At 75.6% G+C, this 15,174-nt stretch carries 13 protein-coding genes; 5 read left to right on the top strand and 8 right to left on the bottom strand.

Annotation, left to right across the window (positions count from 1 at the left end; all coding sequences use genetic code 11):
* Positions 1-143 precede the first annotated feature (143 nt).
* Positions 144-1,211: a MerR family transcriptional regulator gene (locus EV374_RS18925; protein WP_132237378.1), complete on the top strand. Its 1,068-nt coding sequence runs from the start codon at positions 144-146 to the stop codon at positions 1,209-1,211.
* Positions 1,212-1,321: 110 nt separating this feature from the next.
* Here the strand turns inward: EV374_RS18925 and EV374_RS18930 are convergent, their stop codons facing one another.
* Both EV374_RS18930 and EV374_RS18935 read right to left on the bottom strand, forming a co-directional pair.
* Positions 1,322-2,500: a zinc-dependent alcohol dehydrogenase gene (locus EV374_RS18930; protein WP_132237172.1), complete on the bottom strand. Its 1,179-nt coding sequence runs from the start codon at positions 2,498-2,500 to the stop codon at positions 1,322-1,324.
* The gene (locus EV374_RS18935; protein ID WP_132237174.1) at positions 2,497-2,946 is read right to left on the bottom strand and encodes a hypothetical protein; all 450 of its coding nucleotides are present in this window, start codon (positions 2,944-2,946) and stop codon (positions 2,497-2,499) included. Before EV374_RS18935 ends, EV374_RS18930 begins: the two co-directional genes overlap by 4 nt.
* A 193-nt stretch (positions 2,947-3,139) precedes the next feature.
* Here EV374_RS18935 and EV374_RS18940 point away from each other — a divergent pair, with 193 nt between their 5' ends.
* Complete coding sequence (locus EV374_RS18940) at positions 3,140-6,148, top strand: winged helix-turn-helix domain-containing protein (RefSeq protein WP_132237380.1); 3,009 nt, start codon at positions 3,140-3,142, stop codon at positions 6,146-6,148.
* Positions 6,149-6,289: 141 nt separating this feature from the next.
* Here the strand turns inward: EV374_RS18940 and EV374_RS18945 are convergent, their stop codons facing one another.
* Complete coding sequence (locus tag EV374_RS18945; protein WP_132237176.1) at positions 6,290-6,835, bottom strand: DsbA family protein; 546 nt, start codon at positions 6,833-6,835, stop codon at positions 6,290-6,292.
* An 83-nt stretch (positions 6,836-6,918) separates the two neighbouring features.
* Positions 6,919-7,605 carry a BON domain-containing protein gene (locus EV374_RS18950; protein WP_132237178.1) on the bottom strand — a complete coding sequence of 229 codons (687 nt, stop codon included), beginning with the start codon at positions 7,603-7,605 and terminating at the stop codon, positions 6,919-6,921.
* 280 nt (positions 7,606-7,885) lie between these two features.
* On the opposite strand from EV374_RS18950, the gene EV374_RS18955 reads away from it, so the two are divergent.
* Positions 7,886-10,624, top strand: coding sequence for a cellulose binding domain-containing protein (locus EV374_RS18955; protein ID WP_132237180.1), 2,739 nt, complete (start codon positions 7,886-7,888; stop codon positions 10,622-10,624).
* 244 nt (positions 10,625-10,868) lie between these two features.
* Positions 10,869-11,507, top strand: coding sequence for a maleylpyruvate isomerase N-terminal domain-containing protein (locus tag EV374_RS18960; protein WP_132237182.1), 639 nt, complete (start codon positions 10,869-10,871; stop codon positions 11,505-11,507).
* Between the two features lie 250 nt (positions 11,508-11,757).
* Here EV374_RS18960 and EV374_RS18965 read toward each other — a convergent pair whose 3' ends face one another.
* A complete protein-coding gene (locus EV374_RS18965; protein WP_121400322.1) occupies positions 11,758-12,165 on the bottom strand; it encodes a hypothetical protein in 408 nt (135 codons plus the stop codon).
* 170 nt (positions 12,166-12,335) lie between these two features.
* Positions 12,336-12,485, bottom strand: a complete 150-nt coding sequence (locus EV374_RS32655) for a hypothetical protein (RefSeq protein WP_165947838.1) — start codon at positions 12,483-12,485, stop codon at positions 12,336-12,338.
* 327 nt (positions 12,486-12,812) lie between these two features.
* Between EV374_RS32655 and EV374_RS18970 the strand changes: the two genes are divergently transcribed.
* Positions 12,813-13,175, top strand: a complete 363-nt coding sequence (locus tag EV374_RS18970) for an STAS domain-containing protein (protein ID WP_088998998.1) — start codon at positions 12,813-12,815, stop codon at positions 13,173-13,175.
* Between the two features lie 40 nt (positions 13,176-13,215).
* Here the strand turns inward: EV374_RS18970 and surE are convergent, their stop codons facing one another.
* Both surE and EV374_RS18980 read right to left on the bottom strand, forming a co-directional pair.
* Entirely contained in the window at positions 13,216-14,040 is an 825-nt protein-coding gene (gene surE / locus EV374_RS18975; RefSeq protein WP_132237184.1) for a 5'/3'-nucleotidase SurE, read from the bottom strand.
* On the bottom strand, positions 14,037-15,014 hold the full coding sequence (locus tag EV374_RS18980; RefSeq protein WP_207914353.1) for a PfkB family carbohydrate kinase: 978 nt from the start codon (positions 15,012-15,014) through the stop codon (positions 14,037-14,039). The genes surE and EV374_RS18980 overlap by 4 nt, the downstream gene beginning before the upstream one ends.
* Between the last annotated feature and the right edge of the window lie 160 nt (positions 15,015-15,174).

A 15,174-nucleotide genomic window follows, 5' to 3' on the forward strand; every position in this document is an offset into this window, starting at 1 on the left:
CGGTGTCGAAGCCTGGACAGCCGCGGGAGGTGACCCTGGTCGAGCTGTCGGGGCCGAGGTCGCCGGTCTTGACCTTGCCCCTCGGGCAAGGCCCACCCTGGTGCGTGCCGGTCGCTGTGATCGGGCACGAGGAGGATGTCGACGTGGGGCTGCTGACCATCGGGGCGTTCGCCCGGGCGGCGAGGCTGACACCGAAGGCGTTGCGCCTGTACGACCAGGTCGGGATCCTGCCGCCGGCCGCGGTCGATCCCGAGTCCGGATACCGGCTCTACGACCCGGAGCAGCTGCCGCTGGCCCGGCTGGTCGCCCAGCTACGTCGCCTCGGCATGCCACTGGCGAAGATCCGCACCGTGTGCGGCCTGGAGCCCGCGGCGGCGGCCGAGGCGATCACCGCGTACTGGCAGGAGGTCACCGCCGACACCGTGGCTCGCGCGCGGCTCGCCACCTTCCTCGTGGATCGTCTGTCAGGAGGAGGCACCACCATGGTCCAAGCGAATCCCACCCTTGTCGTCCGCTACGCCGCCGGGTGTGACACCGGGGCCGTACGCGACAGCAACGAGGACGCCGCATACGCCAGTGAGCGGTTGCTGGCCGTCGCCGACGGCATGCGAGGGCCTGGCGGCGCCGCAGCCAGCACGGCCGCCATCGACGCTCTCAAAGCGTTGGAACTCGCCGACGTGCCGGCCGCCGACCTGCTGACGATGCTGGCCGGTGCGGTCGCCGACGCCGACCGCACCGTGCGCGCGCTGGCGACCGACGACCACCAGCCGGTCACCACGCTGACCGCGCTGCTGCGCAGCGGCTCCCAGTTGGCCCTGGTGCACATCGGCGACACCCGGGCATACCTGCTGCGCGGCGGCGAACTGTCTCTGCTCACCCAGGACCACACCTGGGTGCAGACCCAGGTGGATCAGGGCAAGCTCGACCGGGACCAGGCTGCCGCGCATCCCGAGCGCGCTCTGCTGGTGCGCGCCCTCGGCGGCGGGCAGCAGGTCGAGGCCGATCTTGCGCTACGCACCGCCCTGCCCGGTGACCGGTATCTGCTGTGCTCCGACGGGCTGTCTGCCGTCGTCAACCGGGCCATCCTGCAATCGGCACTGAGCGTCGCCACCGATCCTGCGCTCACGGTGCGCAGACTGATCGACCTGGCGCAGGCCGAAGGGGCGCCGGACAACATCGCCTGCGTCGTCGCCGACATCGCTGCCGGGTAGACCCCCACGGTCCTGGACGCTCCCTGCGCCGTCGCGGCCCGGCGCAGGGAGTGCTGGGCCGCTGCGCGGAACCGCAGTCGTGGGCGTCCTCGACGTCGCAGCGTTGCGCCTCAGCCGCCGGCGGCCGGGAGATCAGGGCTGAGTACGGCGCGGACGCAGCCGTCGGCCCGGTCCCGGAACAGCGCGTATCCGTGCGCGCCCCGTTCCAACGGCAGCCGGTGGGTGGCCAGGTGCTCGGTACGCAGCTCGTCGCGGGCCATCCGTTCCAGCAGCATCGGGATGTAGCGCTGCCCGTGCTGCCGCGCGCCCCGCACCGTCAGCCCCTTCTGGGTGACCGCCCCGAGCGGGAAGGTGTCGACGAAGCCGGTGAACTCGCCGAGCAGGAAGACCGAGCCGCCCTTGCGGCAGGCGTGCACGGCCTCGCGGACGGCGGCCGGTCGCTCGGCGCCGCCGGCGAACCGTTCGGCGAGCGACCGGGGGCCGTGTCCGTCCCAGGCCGCCCCGACCGCCTCGACGCACACGTCCGGGCCCCGCCCGCCGGTGCGTTCGCGCAGCTCGGCGACGACGTCGGCGAGCCGGTGGTCGATCGTCTCCGCGCCGGCGTGCCGTTCGGCCATCCGCAGCCGCTCCTCCTCGGCGTCGACGACGACCACCCGCTCCGCGCCGAGCAGCCACGCCGCCCGGGCCGCGAGCTGCCCGACCGCGCCCGCACCCCAGACCGCCACCACGTCGCCGGGGCGCACCTGGCCGAGGTCCACGCCCATCCAGCCGGCCGGCGCGGCGTCGGAGGCGAACAGGGCGCGGTCGTCGCTGACCGACTCCGGCACGGCGAACGCGCCGACGTCCGCGTACGGCACCCGGACGTACTCCGCGTGGCTGCCGGCGAAGCCGCCCATCGCCCGGGGCTGGCCGAACGCCCCGCCGGTGGGATGGCCCCAGGCCGCCTCGGTGACGGCCGGGTCGGCGCTGCCGTTGTCGCAGCAGGAGGGCAGGTCGCGCCGGCAGTACCAGCAGCTGCCGCAGGCCACCGACGAGCAGACCACCACCCGGTCGCCGACCCGGTGCCGGCGTACCTCCGGCCCGGCCTCGACCACCTCGCCGAGGAACTCGTGCCCGAGCACGTCCCCGACGGCGAGGAACGGCACCCGCCCGGCCAGCAGCGGCAGGTCCCCGCCGCAGGTGGCGCTCTGCCGGACCCGGACGATCACGTCGTGGCCGTTGCGCAGCTCCGGGTCGGGCACCTGCCGTACCGCCAGCTCGCCCGCGCCCACCCAGCACAGCGCCCTCACCGCGGCGGTCCTGGCGGACGGTCGGCCGGCCAGCGGTCCGCGCGGAGTACCTCGCCGGTCTCGGCGAGCTGCTTGACCTCCCGCAACGCCCGCCGGACCAGCAGCCCGGGATCGTCGCCGACCAGGTGGGCGGCGAGCCCCGCCGGGGCCGCCGCGCCGGGCACCGGCCGGGCGGCCAGCTCCGTGCCCCGGCAGCCGGGGGCCGGCCGCAGCTCGACCTGCACCGCGCCGCCGAGCCGGCGCAGGGGCTCCGGCCAGCGCCCGCCGGGCAGCACCTCGCCGGGCGGGCGGTCGACGGTCACCACCTGCCAGCGCGCGGGCTGCGGGTCGGCGCCGGCCGCGCGGGGCCAGGCCGGCTCCTGCCGCCGTACGGCCAGCGCCCGGCCCGCCGCCGCGACGGCGAACGCCACCGCGGTCGCGCCCGCCAGCCGTCGTCTCCGATCCACCTCGGCTCCGCCTCCCGGTCCCCTCCCACGCCGGACGCACACCGGCGCGCGCGGCCGGTCGCCCGCGTACGACCAGGGTCGGCCGGGGCGGGGTGAAGCCGGCTCCCCCCGAAGGGGTGAACGGGCCCGCGCCGGGTAACCGCCGCCGGCGGGACCTGGGGGAGTGGACGCGTCGGTGGAGGGGCGGGGCCGGATGCCGGAGGACGTACGGGACACGGGAGTCGTCGCGGTCGCACCCGGGCCGGCGGGCACGCCGCTGCTGACGTCGCGGCTGTGCCCCGCCCCGCCGCCGGAACCGCTGGTGCTGCGGCCCCGGCTGCTGCGGGCGCTGGACGAGGGGACCGCCGGGCCGGTCACCCTGGTCCGGGCCCCCGCGGGGTGGGGCAAGACGACGCTGCTCGCCTCCTGGTTCCGGGCCGCCGGGGAGGCCGGCGCGCCGCGGGGCCGGGTGGGGCAGGGGCCCGTGACCGCCGCCGCCGGGGGACGCCGGGACGACGGGCCGACCGGTGCCGCGCCGGGCGACTTCGGCGCGGCGGCGGGCGTACCGGCGGAACCCCGCCGGCCCCGGGCGGCCTGGGTCTCGGTGGAGACGGGCGACGACGGGGACCGGCTCTGGTCCTACCTCGCGGCGGCGCTGCGCGCGGCCACCGGTCCCGCCGACGACGTGCCGGGGCCACCCGTGCCCGACCGGCCACCCCGCCCCGACCAGTTGGAGGTGCTGGCCGCGGCCCTCGCCGCCCGGGAACGGCCGGTGCTGCTGGTCCTGGACGATCTGCACCGGATCACCGACCCCGAGGCCCTGGCCGGACTGGAGTTCCTGCTCCGCCACGCCGAGCAGCGGCTGCGGCTGGTGGTCGGCGCCCGCGCCGGGCTGCCGCTGGCCGTGCACCGGCTGCGGCTGGCCGGCGAGCTGACCGAGGTCGGCCCCGACGAACTGGCCTTCGGCGACGACGAGGTCGCCGACCTGCTCACCGCGCACGGGGTGGCGCTGCCGGCGGCCGGGGTACGCCGGCTGTGGGAACGCACCGGCGGCTGGCCGGCGGCGCTCCGCTTCGCCGCGCTGGCGCTACGCGGGCAGCCGGATCCGGCCCGCTGGGCCGAGCAGTTCGGCGGCGACCAGCCGGACGTGGCGGGCTACCTGCGCGAGGAGGTGCTCGCGGGGCTCGACCCGGACGCGCGGGACGTGCTGCGCCGCTCCGCCGTCGCCGACGCGGTCTGCGCCGGCCTCGCCGACGCGCTGACCGGCCGGACCGACGCCGAGCAGGCGCTGGCCGGCCTGGCCGGCGACGGCGGACTGCTGCGCCGCGACGACAGCCGCCCGCCCTGGTACCGGTGCCCCCCGCTGCTGGCCGACCTGCTGCACGCCGAGCTGGGCCGGCTGCCCGCCGACGAACTGCGCGACCTGCACCTGCGCGCGGCCGGCTGGTACGCCGACAACGGGCGGCCCGCCGAGGCGCTGCGGCACGCGCTCGCCGGCGGCGACCACGACCGGGCCGCCGCGCTCTTCGTGGCCCGCTGGCCGGAGCTGGTCCCGTACGACCGGGAGACGCCCGCCGAGCGCCTGCCCGCGCCCCCGCCGCCGGAGGCCGTGCGCCGCGATCCGGAGCTCGGGCTGGCCTGCGCCGCCGAGCGGGCCCGGGCCGGCGACGCCACCGCCGCCGCCGGGCACCTGCGCGACGCCGTCGAGGCCGCCCGGACGCTGCCGGCGCCGCGCCGGGACCGGTTCCGGCGGCTGGCCACCGCGCTGGAACTCACCCTGGCCCGGCTGGCCGACGACCCCGAAGCGGTACGCGCCGCCGCAGCCCGACTGCTCGCCACCCTCCCCGCACCGTCCCCGGCGTCGCCCGACCCGTCCGTTTCTCCGGCGTCGGCGTCCCCGTTGGCCGGGCCGTCCGTGTCCCCGGCGTCGCCCGACCTGTCCGTGTCCCCGGCGACCGGAGGGTCAGCGGGGCGCGCGGCGCTGTCGGGGAGCGCCGTCGGCGGGCTGCCCGCCGCGCCGGTGCCCGCCGAGCCGCGCGGTGCCGCCGCCGAGGACGCCGACGTGCGGGCGGTGGCCGGCACCGCGCTGGGCCTGGCCGACCTGGCGGACGGGGACCTGCCCGCCGCCGGCCTCGCGTTCGCCCGGTCGCTGTCGGCGGCCCGGGAGGCCGGGCGACCGCGCACGGAGCTGGTCTGCGCCAGCCGGGCGGCCCTGCTGCACGCCGTGCGGGGCGAGCTGCGGGCCGCCGAGACCCTCGCCCGGGACGCCCTCGCCATGCCGCCCTGCCACGGCTGGTCCTGCCGGGAGGATTGTGCCCACGCGTACCTGGCGCTGGCCCTGGTCGCGCTGCACGGGGACCAGCCCGAGGAGGCGGAGGCGAACCTGGCGCTGGCCGCACCGGCCACCGGCGAGCCCGTGGTGGGGGCGGTGGCGGCGCTGTGCCGGGCGTACCTGCTGCGGGACGCCGGTGACCTGCCCGAGGGCCACCGGGTGCTGGCCGAGGCACGGGAGCGGCTGGCCGACCGCCCCCGGGCCGGCGAGCTGACGCACTGGCTGCTGGCCGCCGAGTCGGACGTACGCGGGGCACGGGGTGACCTGGGCGCCGCCCGGGACCTGCTCGGGAGGGCACCCGACGCGAGCGCCCCGCCGCTGGCCGTCGCCCTCGCCCGGGTGGAGTTGCGTGCCGGCGACCCGCGCGCCGCCGGGTACGCGCTGCCGGACTGGGAGTCGCCGGAGGCGGCCGGCTGGCCGCTGCCCGTACGCCTGGACGCCGCCGTGCTCGACGCGGTGCTGGCCGGGCGCGCGGGCGACGACCGGCGGGCCGGACGGCTGCTGGAGCGGGCTCTCGACCTGGCCGGGCCGGAGAGGTTCCGGCGACCGTTCACCCGCGCCGAGCCCGGGGTGCGTGACCTGCTCGCCGCGCACCTGGACGCCGGTACCGCGCACTGGCCGACGGTCAGCGACCTCGTCCGGGGCGCCGACGCGCCGGCCGAGCGGGCCCCGGCGGAGCGGGGCACGGGGACGCTGGACGAGCCGCTGACCGAGCGGGAGCTGACGATCCTGCGCTACCTGCAGAGCATCCTGTCCAGCGTGGAGATCGCGGCCGAGCTGTCCCTGTCGGTCAACACGGTCAAGACCCACGTGCGCAACATCTACCGCAAGCTCGACGCCACCCGCCGCCGCGAGGCCGTCCGCCGAGCCCGCGCCCTCCACCTGATCTGACCCGCCCACCCACCTGCCCACCCGCCCCTCCGCGGTGATCATGAGGTTTGCGCCTTGGGAATGCGCATTCCAGTACGCAAACCTCATGATCACCGACTCGGACGCGGCCCGGAGCCGGGTGGTCCGGGGGTGGTCGGTGGGTTACGGGGTGGCGGTGTCTACGGCCGTCAGGAGGTCCGGTAGGTCGTAGTTGCCGTCGTGGCGGGTGCCGTTGACGAACAGGGTCGGGGTGGCGTGGACGCCGCTGCGGATGCCGCCCACGAAGTCCCGGCGCACCCGGTCGCCGTGCGCCTGGCGCTCCACCTCCGCGGCGACCTCGTCGGCGGGCAGGCCGAGCTGCTCCATGCCGAGCGACAGGTGCACGGGGTCGAGCTGGTCCTGGTGCTCGTAGAGCCAGTCGTGCATCGCCCAGAACTGCCCGCGCCGGCCCGCCGCCTCGGCCGCCTCGGCGGCCTGCTCCGCGTACGGGTGCATGTTGGTGATGGGGAAGTGCCGGTACACCAGCCGCACCGTTTCGGCCCGCTGTCGCAGCAGCTCCCGCAGGTTCGCGTACGCGGCACCGCAGAACCGGCACTGGAAGTCGGCGTACTCGACGATGGTCACCGGCGCGTCCACCGGCCCGCGGACGTTGTCGTGCCCGGTCACCGGGGTCCGCAGGCGGGCGGTGACCTGGAGTGGCGTGGTCATCGGGTCACCTCAGTCATGTCTCCCAGCCTGCTCCGTGACGGGGTGAGGGTGGCTCACCCCGCCCGGGTGGTCCGGCGCGCGGCTCAGCCCAGCACCGGGGCGACCGCGATGTGGTTCTGCACCTCGCGGATGCCCGGCGCGCACCAGACGGTCCGTTCCACCTCGGCCCGCTCCGGCATCGAGTGGACCAGCCCGCCGAGCAGCACGGTGTCGCCGTGCACCCGGACGGTGATCCGCTCCGCCTCGGTGGCCCCGTTGCGGGCCAGCGCGTCGACGATCCGTACCGCCAGGTCGTGCCCGTCCGGCCGGGTGTCCGGGCGGACGGTGATGCCGTTGCTGATCCCGCGTACGCCGGTCAACCGGGCCACGGCGCGTTCGGCGGCGCGGCGCTGGTACTCCCAGTCCACCTCGCCGTGCAGCGTGACCCAGCCGTGCGAGACGGTCACGTCGAGCTGCTCCAGGGGCACGAACGCGTCCCACTCCAGCGTGTGCCCGGCCGCGGCGGCGATGTCCGGGTCGGCGCGTTCCGCGCCGGTGCCGAGGCGTACCGCCAGGTCGTTGGCGACCGCCCGGACGCGTGCCACCCGGTGCGCCGCCCGCTCGGCGGCCCACTTCTTGGCGTAGCTGTCCACCCGGCCGGTCAGCGTGACCACGCCCTCGGCGACCGTCACGCCGATCTCGTGCGGCCGTACCCGGGGTTCCCAGGTCAGCTCGTCGAGGACGGCCGACTGGATGTCCTGGTCGGTGCGGCTGATCGTCTCGATGGCCATCTGTCACTCCTCACGGGATAGCTGCCGGTGCGCACGGGTCCGCCGGGACCGATCCTGGCGCCGGCCGGGGTGATGGCCCCTCACCCGACCCGGATGATCCTTGGGAGCGCTTCCAAGGGGCCGGTCGGATCGGTTAGGGTAAGCGCGTTCCTCGGGTGCGGGAGCCGTCGCGCCGATGACCGGAGCCAGGGCAGCTCCGGCGCGATTCCGCATGTACCCGTTGCCGGGTCCGGCCGTCACCACGTCGGCTCCCGGCGTCCGAACCCGGAAGGAACCGCAGATGCGCAGAAGTTACGCCGGCGCGGTCGTGTCCGCGCTGGTCGTCGCCGCGGCCGTCGTGGCGGCACCGTTCACCGCGGCCGGCGCGCCCACCGCCGCAGCCGCCGAGCCGTACACCTGGAAGAACGTCCGGATCGACGGCGGCGGCTTCGTCCCCGGCATCGTCTTCAACCCCACCGAGAAGAACCTGATCTACGCCCGCACGGACATCGGCGGGATGTACCGGTGGACGCAGGCCACGCAGTCCTGGACGCCGTTGCTGGACTGGGTCGGCGCCGACAGGTGGGGCTGGAACGGCGTGGTCAGCGTCGCCGCGGACCCGGTGCAGACCAACCGCGTCTACGCGGCCGTCGGGATGTACACCAACGACTGGGACCCGAACAACGGCGCCATCCTGCGCTCGGCCGACAAGGGCGCCACCTGGCAGGTCAGCGAGCTGCCGTTCAAGAACGGCGGGAACATGCCCGGCCGGGGCATGGGTGAGCGGCTCGCCGTCGACCCCAACCGCAACAGCATCCTCTACTACGGCGCCGAGGGCGGCAACGGCCTGTGGCGCAGCACCGACTTCGGGGCGACCTGGGCCAAGGTGACCAACTTTCCCAACGTCGGCAACTACCGGGCGGACCCCAGCGACCCGAACGGCTACAACGGCCAGAACCAGGGCCTGACCTGGGTCAGCTTCGACAAGAGCACCGGTACGGCCGGCACCGCCACGCAGACGATCTACGTCGGCGTGGCCGACAAGGAGAACCCGGTCTACCGCAGCACGAACGGCGGCGCCACCTGGGAGCGGATCGCGGGGCAGCCGACCGGCTACCTCGCGCACAAGGGCGTCGTCGACCCGGTGGGCGGGTTCCTCTACATCGCCACCAGCGACACCGGCGGCCCGTACGACGGCGGCAAGGGCGACGTCTGGAAGTTCAGCCGCGCCACCGGCGCGTGGACGCGGATCAGCCCGGTCCCGTCCACCAGCACCGACGCGTACTTCGGCTACAGCGGCCTCACCATCGACCGGCAGAAGCCGAACACCCTGATGGTGGCCACCCAGATCTCCTGGTGGCCGGACGCGATCTTCTGGCGCAGCACCGACGGGGGAGCCACCTGGACCCGGATCTGGGACTTCACCAGCTACCCCAACAGGTCCAAGCGCTACACCATGGACGTCAGCTCCGTGCCGTGGCTGACCTTCGGCAGCAACCCCGCCCCGCCGGAGGAGACCCCGAAGCTCGGCTGGATGAACGAGTCGGTCGAGATCGACCCGCACGACAGCAACCGCTTCATGTACGGCACCGGCGCCACCATCTACGGCAGCACCGACCTCACCAAGTGGGACACCGGCGGCCAGTTCACCATCAGGCCCATGGTCAGGGGCCTGGAGGAGACCGCGGTGCTCGACCTGGTCAGCCCGCCCTCCGGGGCACCGCTGGTCAGCGCGCTCGGCGACATCGGCGGCTTCCGGCACACCGACCTGGACGCCGTGCCGCCGATGCTCTTCACCCAGCCCACCTTCACCAGCACCACCAGCCTGGACTACGCCGAGACGAAGCCGGCCGTGATGGTGCGCGCCGGCAACTTCACCGACGCGGACCGCCCCAACGACAGCCACGTCGCGTTCTCCACCGACGGCGGCGCCAACTGGTTCCAGGGCAGCGAGCCGTCCGGCGTCAACAGCGGTGGCACGGTCGCCGCGTCGGCCGACGGCAGCCGCTTCGTCTGGGCGCCGGGCGACGCCGGCCAGCAGGTGGTGCACTCGGTCGGCTTCGGCAACTCCTGGACCGCGTCGACGGGCATCCCGGCCAACGCGACGATCGAGTCCGACCGGGTGAACCCGAACAAGTTCTACGGCTTCAGCGGCGGCAGGCTCTATGTCAGCACCAACGGCGGGGCGAGCTTCGCCGCCTCGGCCGCCGCCGGCCTGCCCAGCACCGGCAACGTCAAGTTCAAGGCGCTGCCCGGCAGGGAGGGCGAGCTGTGGCTGGCCGGCGAGGGCGGGCTGTGGCGCTCCACCGACTCCGGAGCCACGTTCACGAAGCTGGCGGGGGTCAGCACCGCCGGCAACGTGGGCTTCGGCAAGGCCGCGCCCGGCCGGACGTACCCGGCGCTGTACCTGTTCGGCACCGTCGACGGCCGGCCCGGCGTGCACCGCTCGGACGACACCGGCGCGAGCTGGGTGCGGATCAACGACGACCAGCACCAGTACGGCAACGCGGGCGAGGCCCTGACCGGCGACCCCCGGGTCTACGGCCGGGTCTACCTCGGCACCAACGGCCGGGGCATCCTCGTGGCGGACCGGCTCGGCGGCACGCCCGACCCGACCCCGACGACCTCCACCCCGCCTCCGACGACCCCACCTCCCACGACGCCGCCCCCGACCACCCCGCCTCCCACGACCCCGCCTCCGACGACGCCGCCTCCCACGACGCCGCCGCCGACCAGTGGTTGCACGGCGACCTACCGGGTGACCGGCTCCTGGCAGGGCGGCTTCCAGGGCGAGCTGGTGGTCCGCAACGCCGGCAGCGCGGCGATCGCCGGCTGGACGGTGGGCTGGACCTTCCCCGACGGTCAGCAGATCACCCAGCTCTGGGGCGGCACCCACACCCAGACCGGGGCGACCGTCTCCGTCCGGGACGCCGGCTGGAACGGCGCCCTCGGTGCGGGCGCCACCGCCACCGCCGGCTTCCTGGCCAGTACGGCCGGCGCGAACACCGCCCCGGCCACGGTCACCTGCACCGCCCGCTGACCGCCGCGCTCCGCCGACCGCGCACCCCCGTCCCCACCAGGGGCGGGACGTGCGCGGTCGTGCGGAGCGGCCGCTGGCCCGGGTCTCCTACCAGGGCCCACGGGCTCCGGCTGCCCCGTTCCGGTCGGCACCGCCTCCGGTTCGTGGCCGGAAGGGGAGGCGGGCTACCCGGCACGCACCGAGAGGGCCGGTGTCCCCGCAAGCCATAGGCTCGGAGCTTCGCCCGTCGAAGGAGGGATCCTCCGTGAGTCCGATCAGGACGGCCTACCTCACCGCCGCGCGCTCGGCGGTGGACCTGCTCGCCGACCCCGCCGTAGCAACCCGCTGGGACGAACCGAGCGCCCTGCCCGCGTTCGGTGTGGGGGGCCTGGCCGGCCACCTCGCCAGCCAGGTGCTCGGCGTTCCCGCCGTGCTGGCCGCAACCGTTCCCCCCGGCGACCCCGTGGGACTGCTCGACCACTACGCGCGCAGCACCTGGCTCGGCTCCCCGGTCGACGCCACGGTGAACGTCGCCATCCGCCGCGCCGGTGACGGCCTCGCCGCCGACGGCCCGGCCGCTCTGGTCGACCGGTGCGCCGCCACACTCCGCGAGTTGACGGACGTGCTGGCGGCGGAGCCGTCCGATCGGGTGGTGCACGTCGCCCGTGGCCCGTGGTCGCTCACCCTGGACGACTACCTGGCCACCCGGCTGATGGAACTTGTCGTGCACGCGGACGACCTCGCGGTCAGCGTCGGTGTGCCCACCCCGGAGCTGCCGGCCGAGACGGTCGACCCGGTGCTGACGCTGCTGGCCCGTCTCGCCGTACGCCGACACGGGCAACCGGCGGTGCTGCGCGCCCTGAGCCGGGCGGAGCGGGCCCCGGCGAGCGTCGCCGCCCTCTGACGCCACCCTCCGCAGGGCCGCGAGCCTTCAAAACAGGGCGCAGGCCACGGGCCACGGGCCGCAAGCCGCAAGGCCGCAGACCGCGGGCCGCGAGCCGCAAGCCGCAAGCTGCGGGCCGCGAGCCTCTGAACAGGCCGCGAGACGCAGTACGGCGGGCCGTCTGTCGCGGCACGTCACCTGGAACAGGCGCGGGCCCCGGCCGACCTCGATGGTCGACCGGGGCCCGTTGTCGCGAGCGGTGCCGGACCGGTCAGCCGTCGAGGCCGACGGGGGAGTTGGGTCGGTCGACGTCGACGAACTCGATGTCGTCCATCGCCCGGTCGCCCCGGCTTCCGGCGGCCCGCGCGGCGGTGCCGGCGGCCCAACCGATCGCCGCGCCGACCAGCGTGGCGCCGATCAGCAGCGTCCAGGGCAGCGCGGGCCGGCGGCCGGCGAGCGCGTCGAAGGCCTGGGTGGCCCGGCGCCGGGCCTCGTCCGCCGCCGAGCCCACCAGGTCGCCGGCCTCGTCGGCGAGACCGGAGCCGCCCCGACGGGCCGAACGGGCGGTGTCGCGGACGCTGTCGCTGGCGGAGCTGACCGCCGAGACCAGGTGCTGCCACGCCTGGTCCGTGATCCGCTCGGGCTTGCTGCGGCGGTCCAGCAGGTTGCTTCCGAACATGGTGGTTACCTCCTCGGGGCCGAAGCCGGCGGCCATTTCGACTTCGGCGTCGCACCGGCGTGTGACGGTTCGCTCGTTTCCGCCTGTGCCCCGTGGGGCTGCTCCGCAAACCCCCGTGCCGCGGGTGCGGCGCCCCGGGTGGCGCCGGCGGTCGGCGCGCGGGCCCGGCGTCAGCGGACGGCGACCGCCGCGGTCACGCCCCGCGCGAAGTCGTCGTCGCCGTCGTCGTCATCGTCGCCCCCGCCGCCGCCGAACCCGCAGGCCAGTACGAGGGCCAACAGCGCGCTGACGCCGGCCAGCGCGGCAAGTCTCCTGAGCATCGATCGTCCTCCCGGTCGCAGTCGTGTCTCCGAGCCGATGCTAGGCAGAGCGGGCAAGGCGCGGGGCCGAAGCGGTACGGGCCACGCCGGGGGCCGGCTGTTGGGCGGTGCCGGCGGGAGCCGGCTACCCTGGGGCGCGACGTGTCAGCGGCAGCTGATCGTTGGTCGGACAAAACGTCAATAGTCCGGATAAGGGCGACTTGCTGTGCCCTGATCCGCGAATTGCTCATCCCGAGGGGTGGCGACCGAGGCCGTCAGAGGAATACTCTCGGTCGCGGCCCGCGTACTGATGAGGCGCCCGTTTGACGGGCGAGTGGAGGTGCTCGCGTGAGCCTGTCGATCGTGAAGTCGGTTCTGCCCGGTGGTGTCATCGAGATCGCCCCGCGGGGTGAGATCGACGTCGACACCGCGTACGAGGTGCGCGAGGCCATCGCCGAGGTCCTGACCAAGGGGCGCCCCGGTCGGATCGAGCTGAACATGCGGCTCGTCACCTTCATCGACTCGGTCGGCATCAGCGCGATGGTCGCCGGCTTCCAGACCGCCGAGGTGAGCGGCGTCAAGCTCGTCGTCACCGAGCCGAGCCGCTTCGTGCACCGGCAGCTCTGGGTGACCGGCCTGCTCGGCCTCTTCGGCGCCCCCGAGCCCTACTACGCCGGCGCACCCACCCCCGAGGTCCTCCCGGGCGCCTGACCCGCCCCCGCCGCCGGCCGCGAGGTTGGAGGCGGGCCGCTCAGGCGTCGCCGAGGCCCGACAGGTCGACGTCCGCCACCTCGGTGACCGCGCGGATCGCCGTCACCGAGGCGTACCCCTCGGCCAGCAGCGCCAGGTCGGTGCCGGGCTGCACGGCCTGCCCCGGCTCCTCCAGCGACGTGCGGACGAAGCCGTGCCCGGCCTCCGCCACCGTCATCTGCACCTGGCCGAAGGTGGCCAGCGTGCCCCGGCGCACCCCGCGCAGCCGGCCGTGCGGCAGGTCCGGCGCGTTCACGTTGAGCACGCTCTCCACCGGCCCGGCGGTGAGCCGGGGCAGCAGGTCCAGGGCGACCCGGGCGGCGGTCGGCCAGTGCCGCTCGGCGTCGCGTACCCGGGCGGCGGCGGCCACCGCGGCGCCCCCGCTGGCGGCCGTGGCCTCCCCGGCCGAGAGCACGTCGAGCGAGACGGCCATCGCCCGGCAGCCGTTCGCGGCGGCGGTGAAGGCCGCACCCACCGTGCCCGAGTGCAGCACCGCGCGTCCCGCGTTCGCGCCCCGGTTGATGCCGGACAGCACCACCGCCGGCGGGGGACCGAAGGCGCCGTGCACGGCGATCAGCGCGATGAAGCCGGGGGAGCCGCCGACCGCGAACGCCGGCACCCCCGGCACCTCCGGCAGCGGGTGCTCGTGGACCACCACCTGCCCGTCGCGCTCCACGGCGGTCATCGCGGCGCTGGTGCCGCTCGCCTCCTCCAGCGGCGCGGCGACGACCACGTCCAGGCCCCGGTCCGCCGCCGCCCGCGCCAGCGCCTGGATGCCGGGCGCGGCGATCCCGTCGTCGTTGGTGACCAGTACCCGCAGCGTCATCGCTCGGCCGCCCGTTCGGCCAGCTCGTCGGGGCTGGTCCGCTCCTGCGGCCGGCTGCCGGCCGGTACGAGACGCACCCGGTCGACCAGGCCGGTGATCGAGTCGAGCCGGCCGGTGCCCAGGCCGTGCCGGGTCACGTTCAGCGCGCCGGCCGCCGCGCCGGTACGGATCGCGGTGCGCACGTCACCGCCGCGCGCCACCACGGCCGCCACCCCGGCGGTCATCGAGTCGCCGGCCCCGCGCGGATCGGCCGCCTCCAGCCGGGGCATCTCGACCTCGAAGACCTCGCCGTCGACGAGGGCGAGGGCGGGCTTGTCGGCCCGGCTCACCACCACGTTCTCCGCGCCCCCGGCGTGCAGGTCGTACAGGGCCCGGGTGAGCTGCTCCTCGTCGTCGCCGTCGGCGCGGCCGTCGGCGATCAGCTCCTCGTGGCTGACCTTGAGGAAGAAGACGCCGCTGTCCAGCACGGCGTCCAGGTGCTCGCCGCAGAGGTCGACCACCACCCGGCTGCCGTTGGCCCCCAGGTCGGCGGCGAACCGCCGGTAGAGGTCGGCCGGGACCAGCGACGGCTCGTTCGGCCCGCTCAGCACGCTGACCGAGGCGCGCAGCCCCTCGCCGAGCGCCAGGTTGTAGAGCTCGTCCAGCTCGTGCCGGCTGAGCGGCTGGCCGGGCACGTCCACGATCTCCTGCCGGGAGCCCTCGCGCCGATCGTGCACGTACCCGCCGCTGCCGGAGTCGCGGACCACCACCTTCAGGTGCACCCCCTCGCTGACCAGCAGCGGCTCCAGCACCTGACCGATCTCGCCGCCGAGGGCGGCGCAGAGCACCACGTCGACGCCGAGCGACATCACCATCCGGGCCTGCCAGACGCCCTGCCCGCCGGGGTGCAGGTGCAGCTCCGGCGCCTCGCTGGGCTGGTCGACGGTCACCGTCAGCCGGGGCGTGGGCGCGAAGACCATCACGTGCCCGCTCATCCGTCGTACCCGTTCATGCGCCCATCCTCCGCCGGTCGACACGTACCGTGACCATCCATCAGCTGACCGTAGTGTGGTCGGCGGCCGGACGTCCGGACTCCGGGCGGGATCGGCGCGGCGTTGCCAGGGCGCCCGGCATGCGCGACGATCGGGCGACCAC

It is taken from the genome of Micromonospora sp. CNZ303 (assembly GCF_004345505.1).

Excerpts from the sequence above, each read along its gene's own strand:
- EV374_RS18980 (WP_207914353.1), bottom strand. The coding sequence starts at position 15,014 with ATGAGCGGGCACGTGATGGTCTTCGCGCCCACGCCCCGGCTGACGGTG.
- EV374_RS18950 (WP_132237178.1), bottom strand. The coding sequence starts at position 7,605 with ATGGCCATCGAGACGATCAGCCGCACCGACCAGGACATCCAGTCGGCC.
- surE (WP_132237184.1), bottom strand. The coding sequence starts at position 14,040 with ATGACGCTGCGGGTACTGGTCACCAACGACGACGGGATCGCCGCGCCC.
- EV374_RS32655 (WP_165947838.1), bottom strand. The coding sequence starts at position 12,485 with ATGCTCAGGAGACTTGCCGCGCTGGCCGGCGTCAGCGCGCTGTTGGCC.
- EV374_RS18940 (WP_132237380.1), top strand. The coding sequence starts at position 3,140 with ATGCCGGAGGACGTACGGGACACGGGAGTCGTCGCGGTCGCACCCGGG.
- EV374_RS18955 (WP_132237180.1), top strand. The coding sequence starts at position 7,886 with ATGCGCAGAAGTTACGCCGGCGCGGTCGTGTCCGCGCTGGTCGTCGCC.
- EV374_RS18965 (WP_121400322.1), bottom strand. The coding sequence starts at position 12,165 with ATGTTCGGAAGCAACCTGCTGGACCGCCGCAGCAAGCCCGAGCGGATC.
- EV374_RS18945 (WP_132237176.1), bottom strand. The coding sequence starts at position 6,835 with ATGACCACGCCACTCCAGGTCACCGCCCGCCTGCGGACCCCGGTGACC.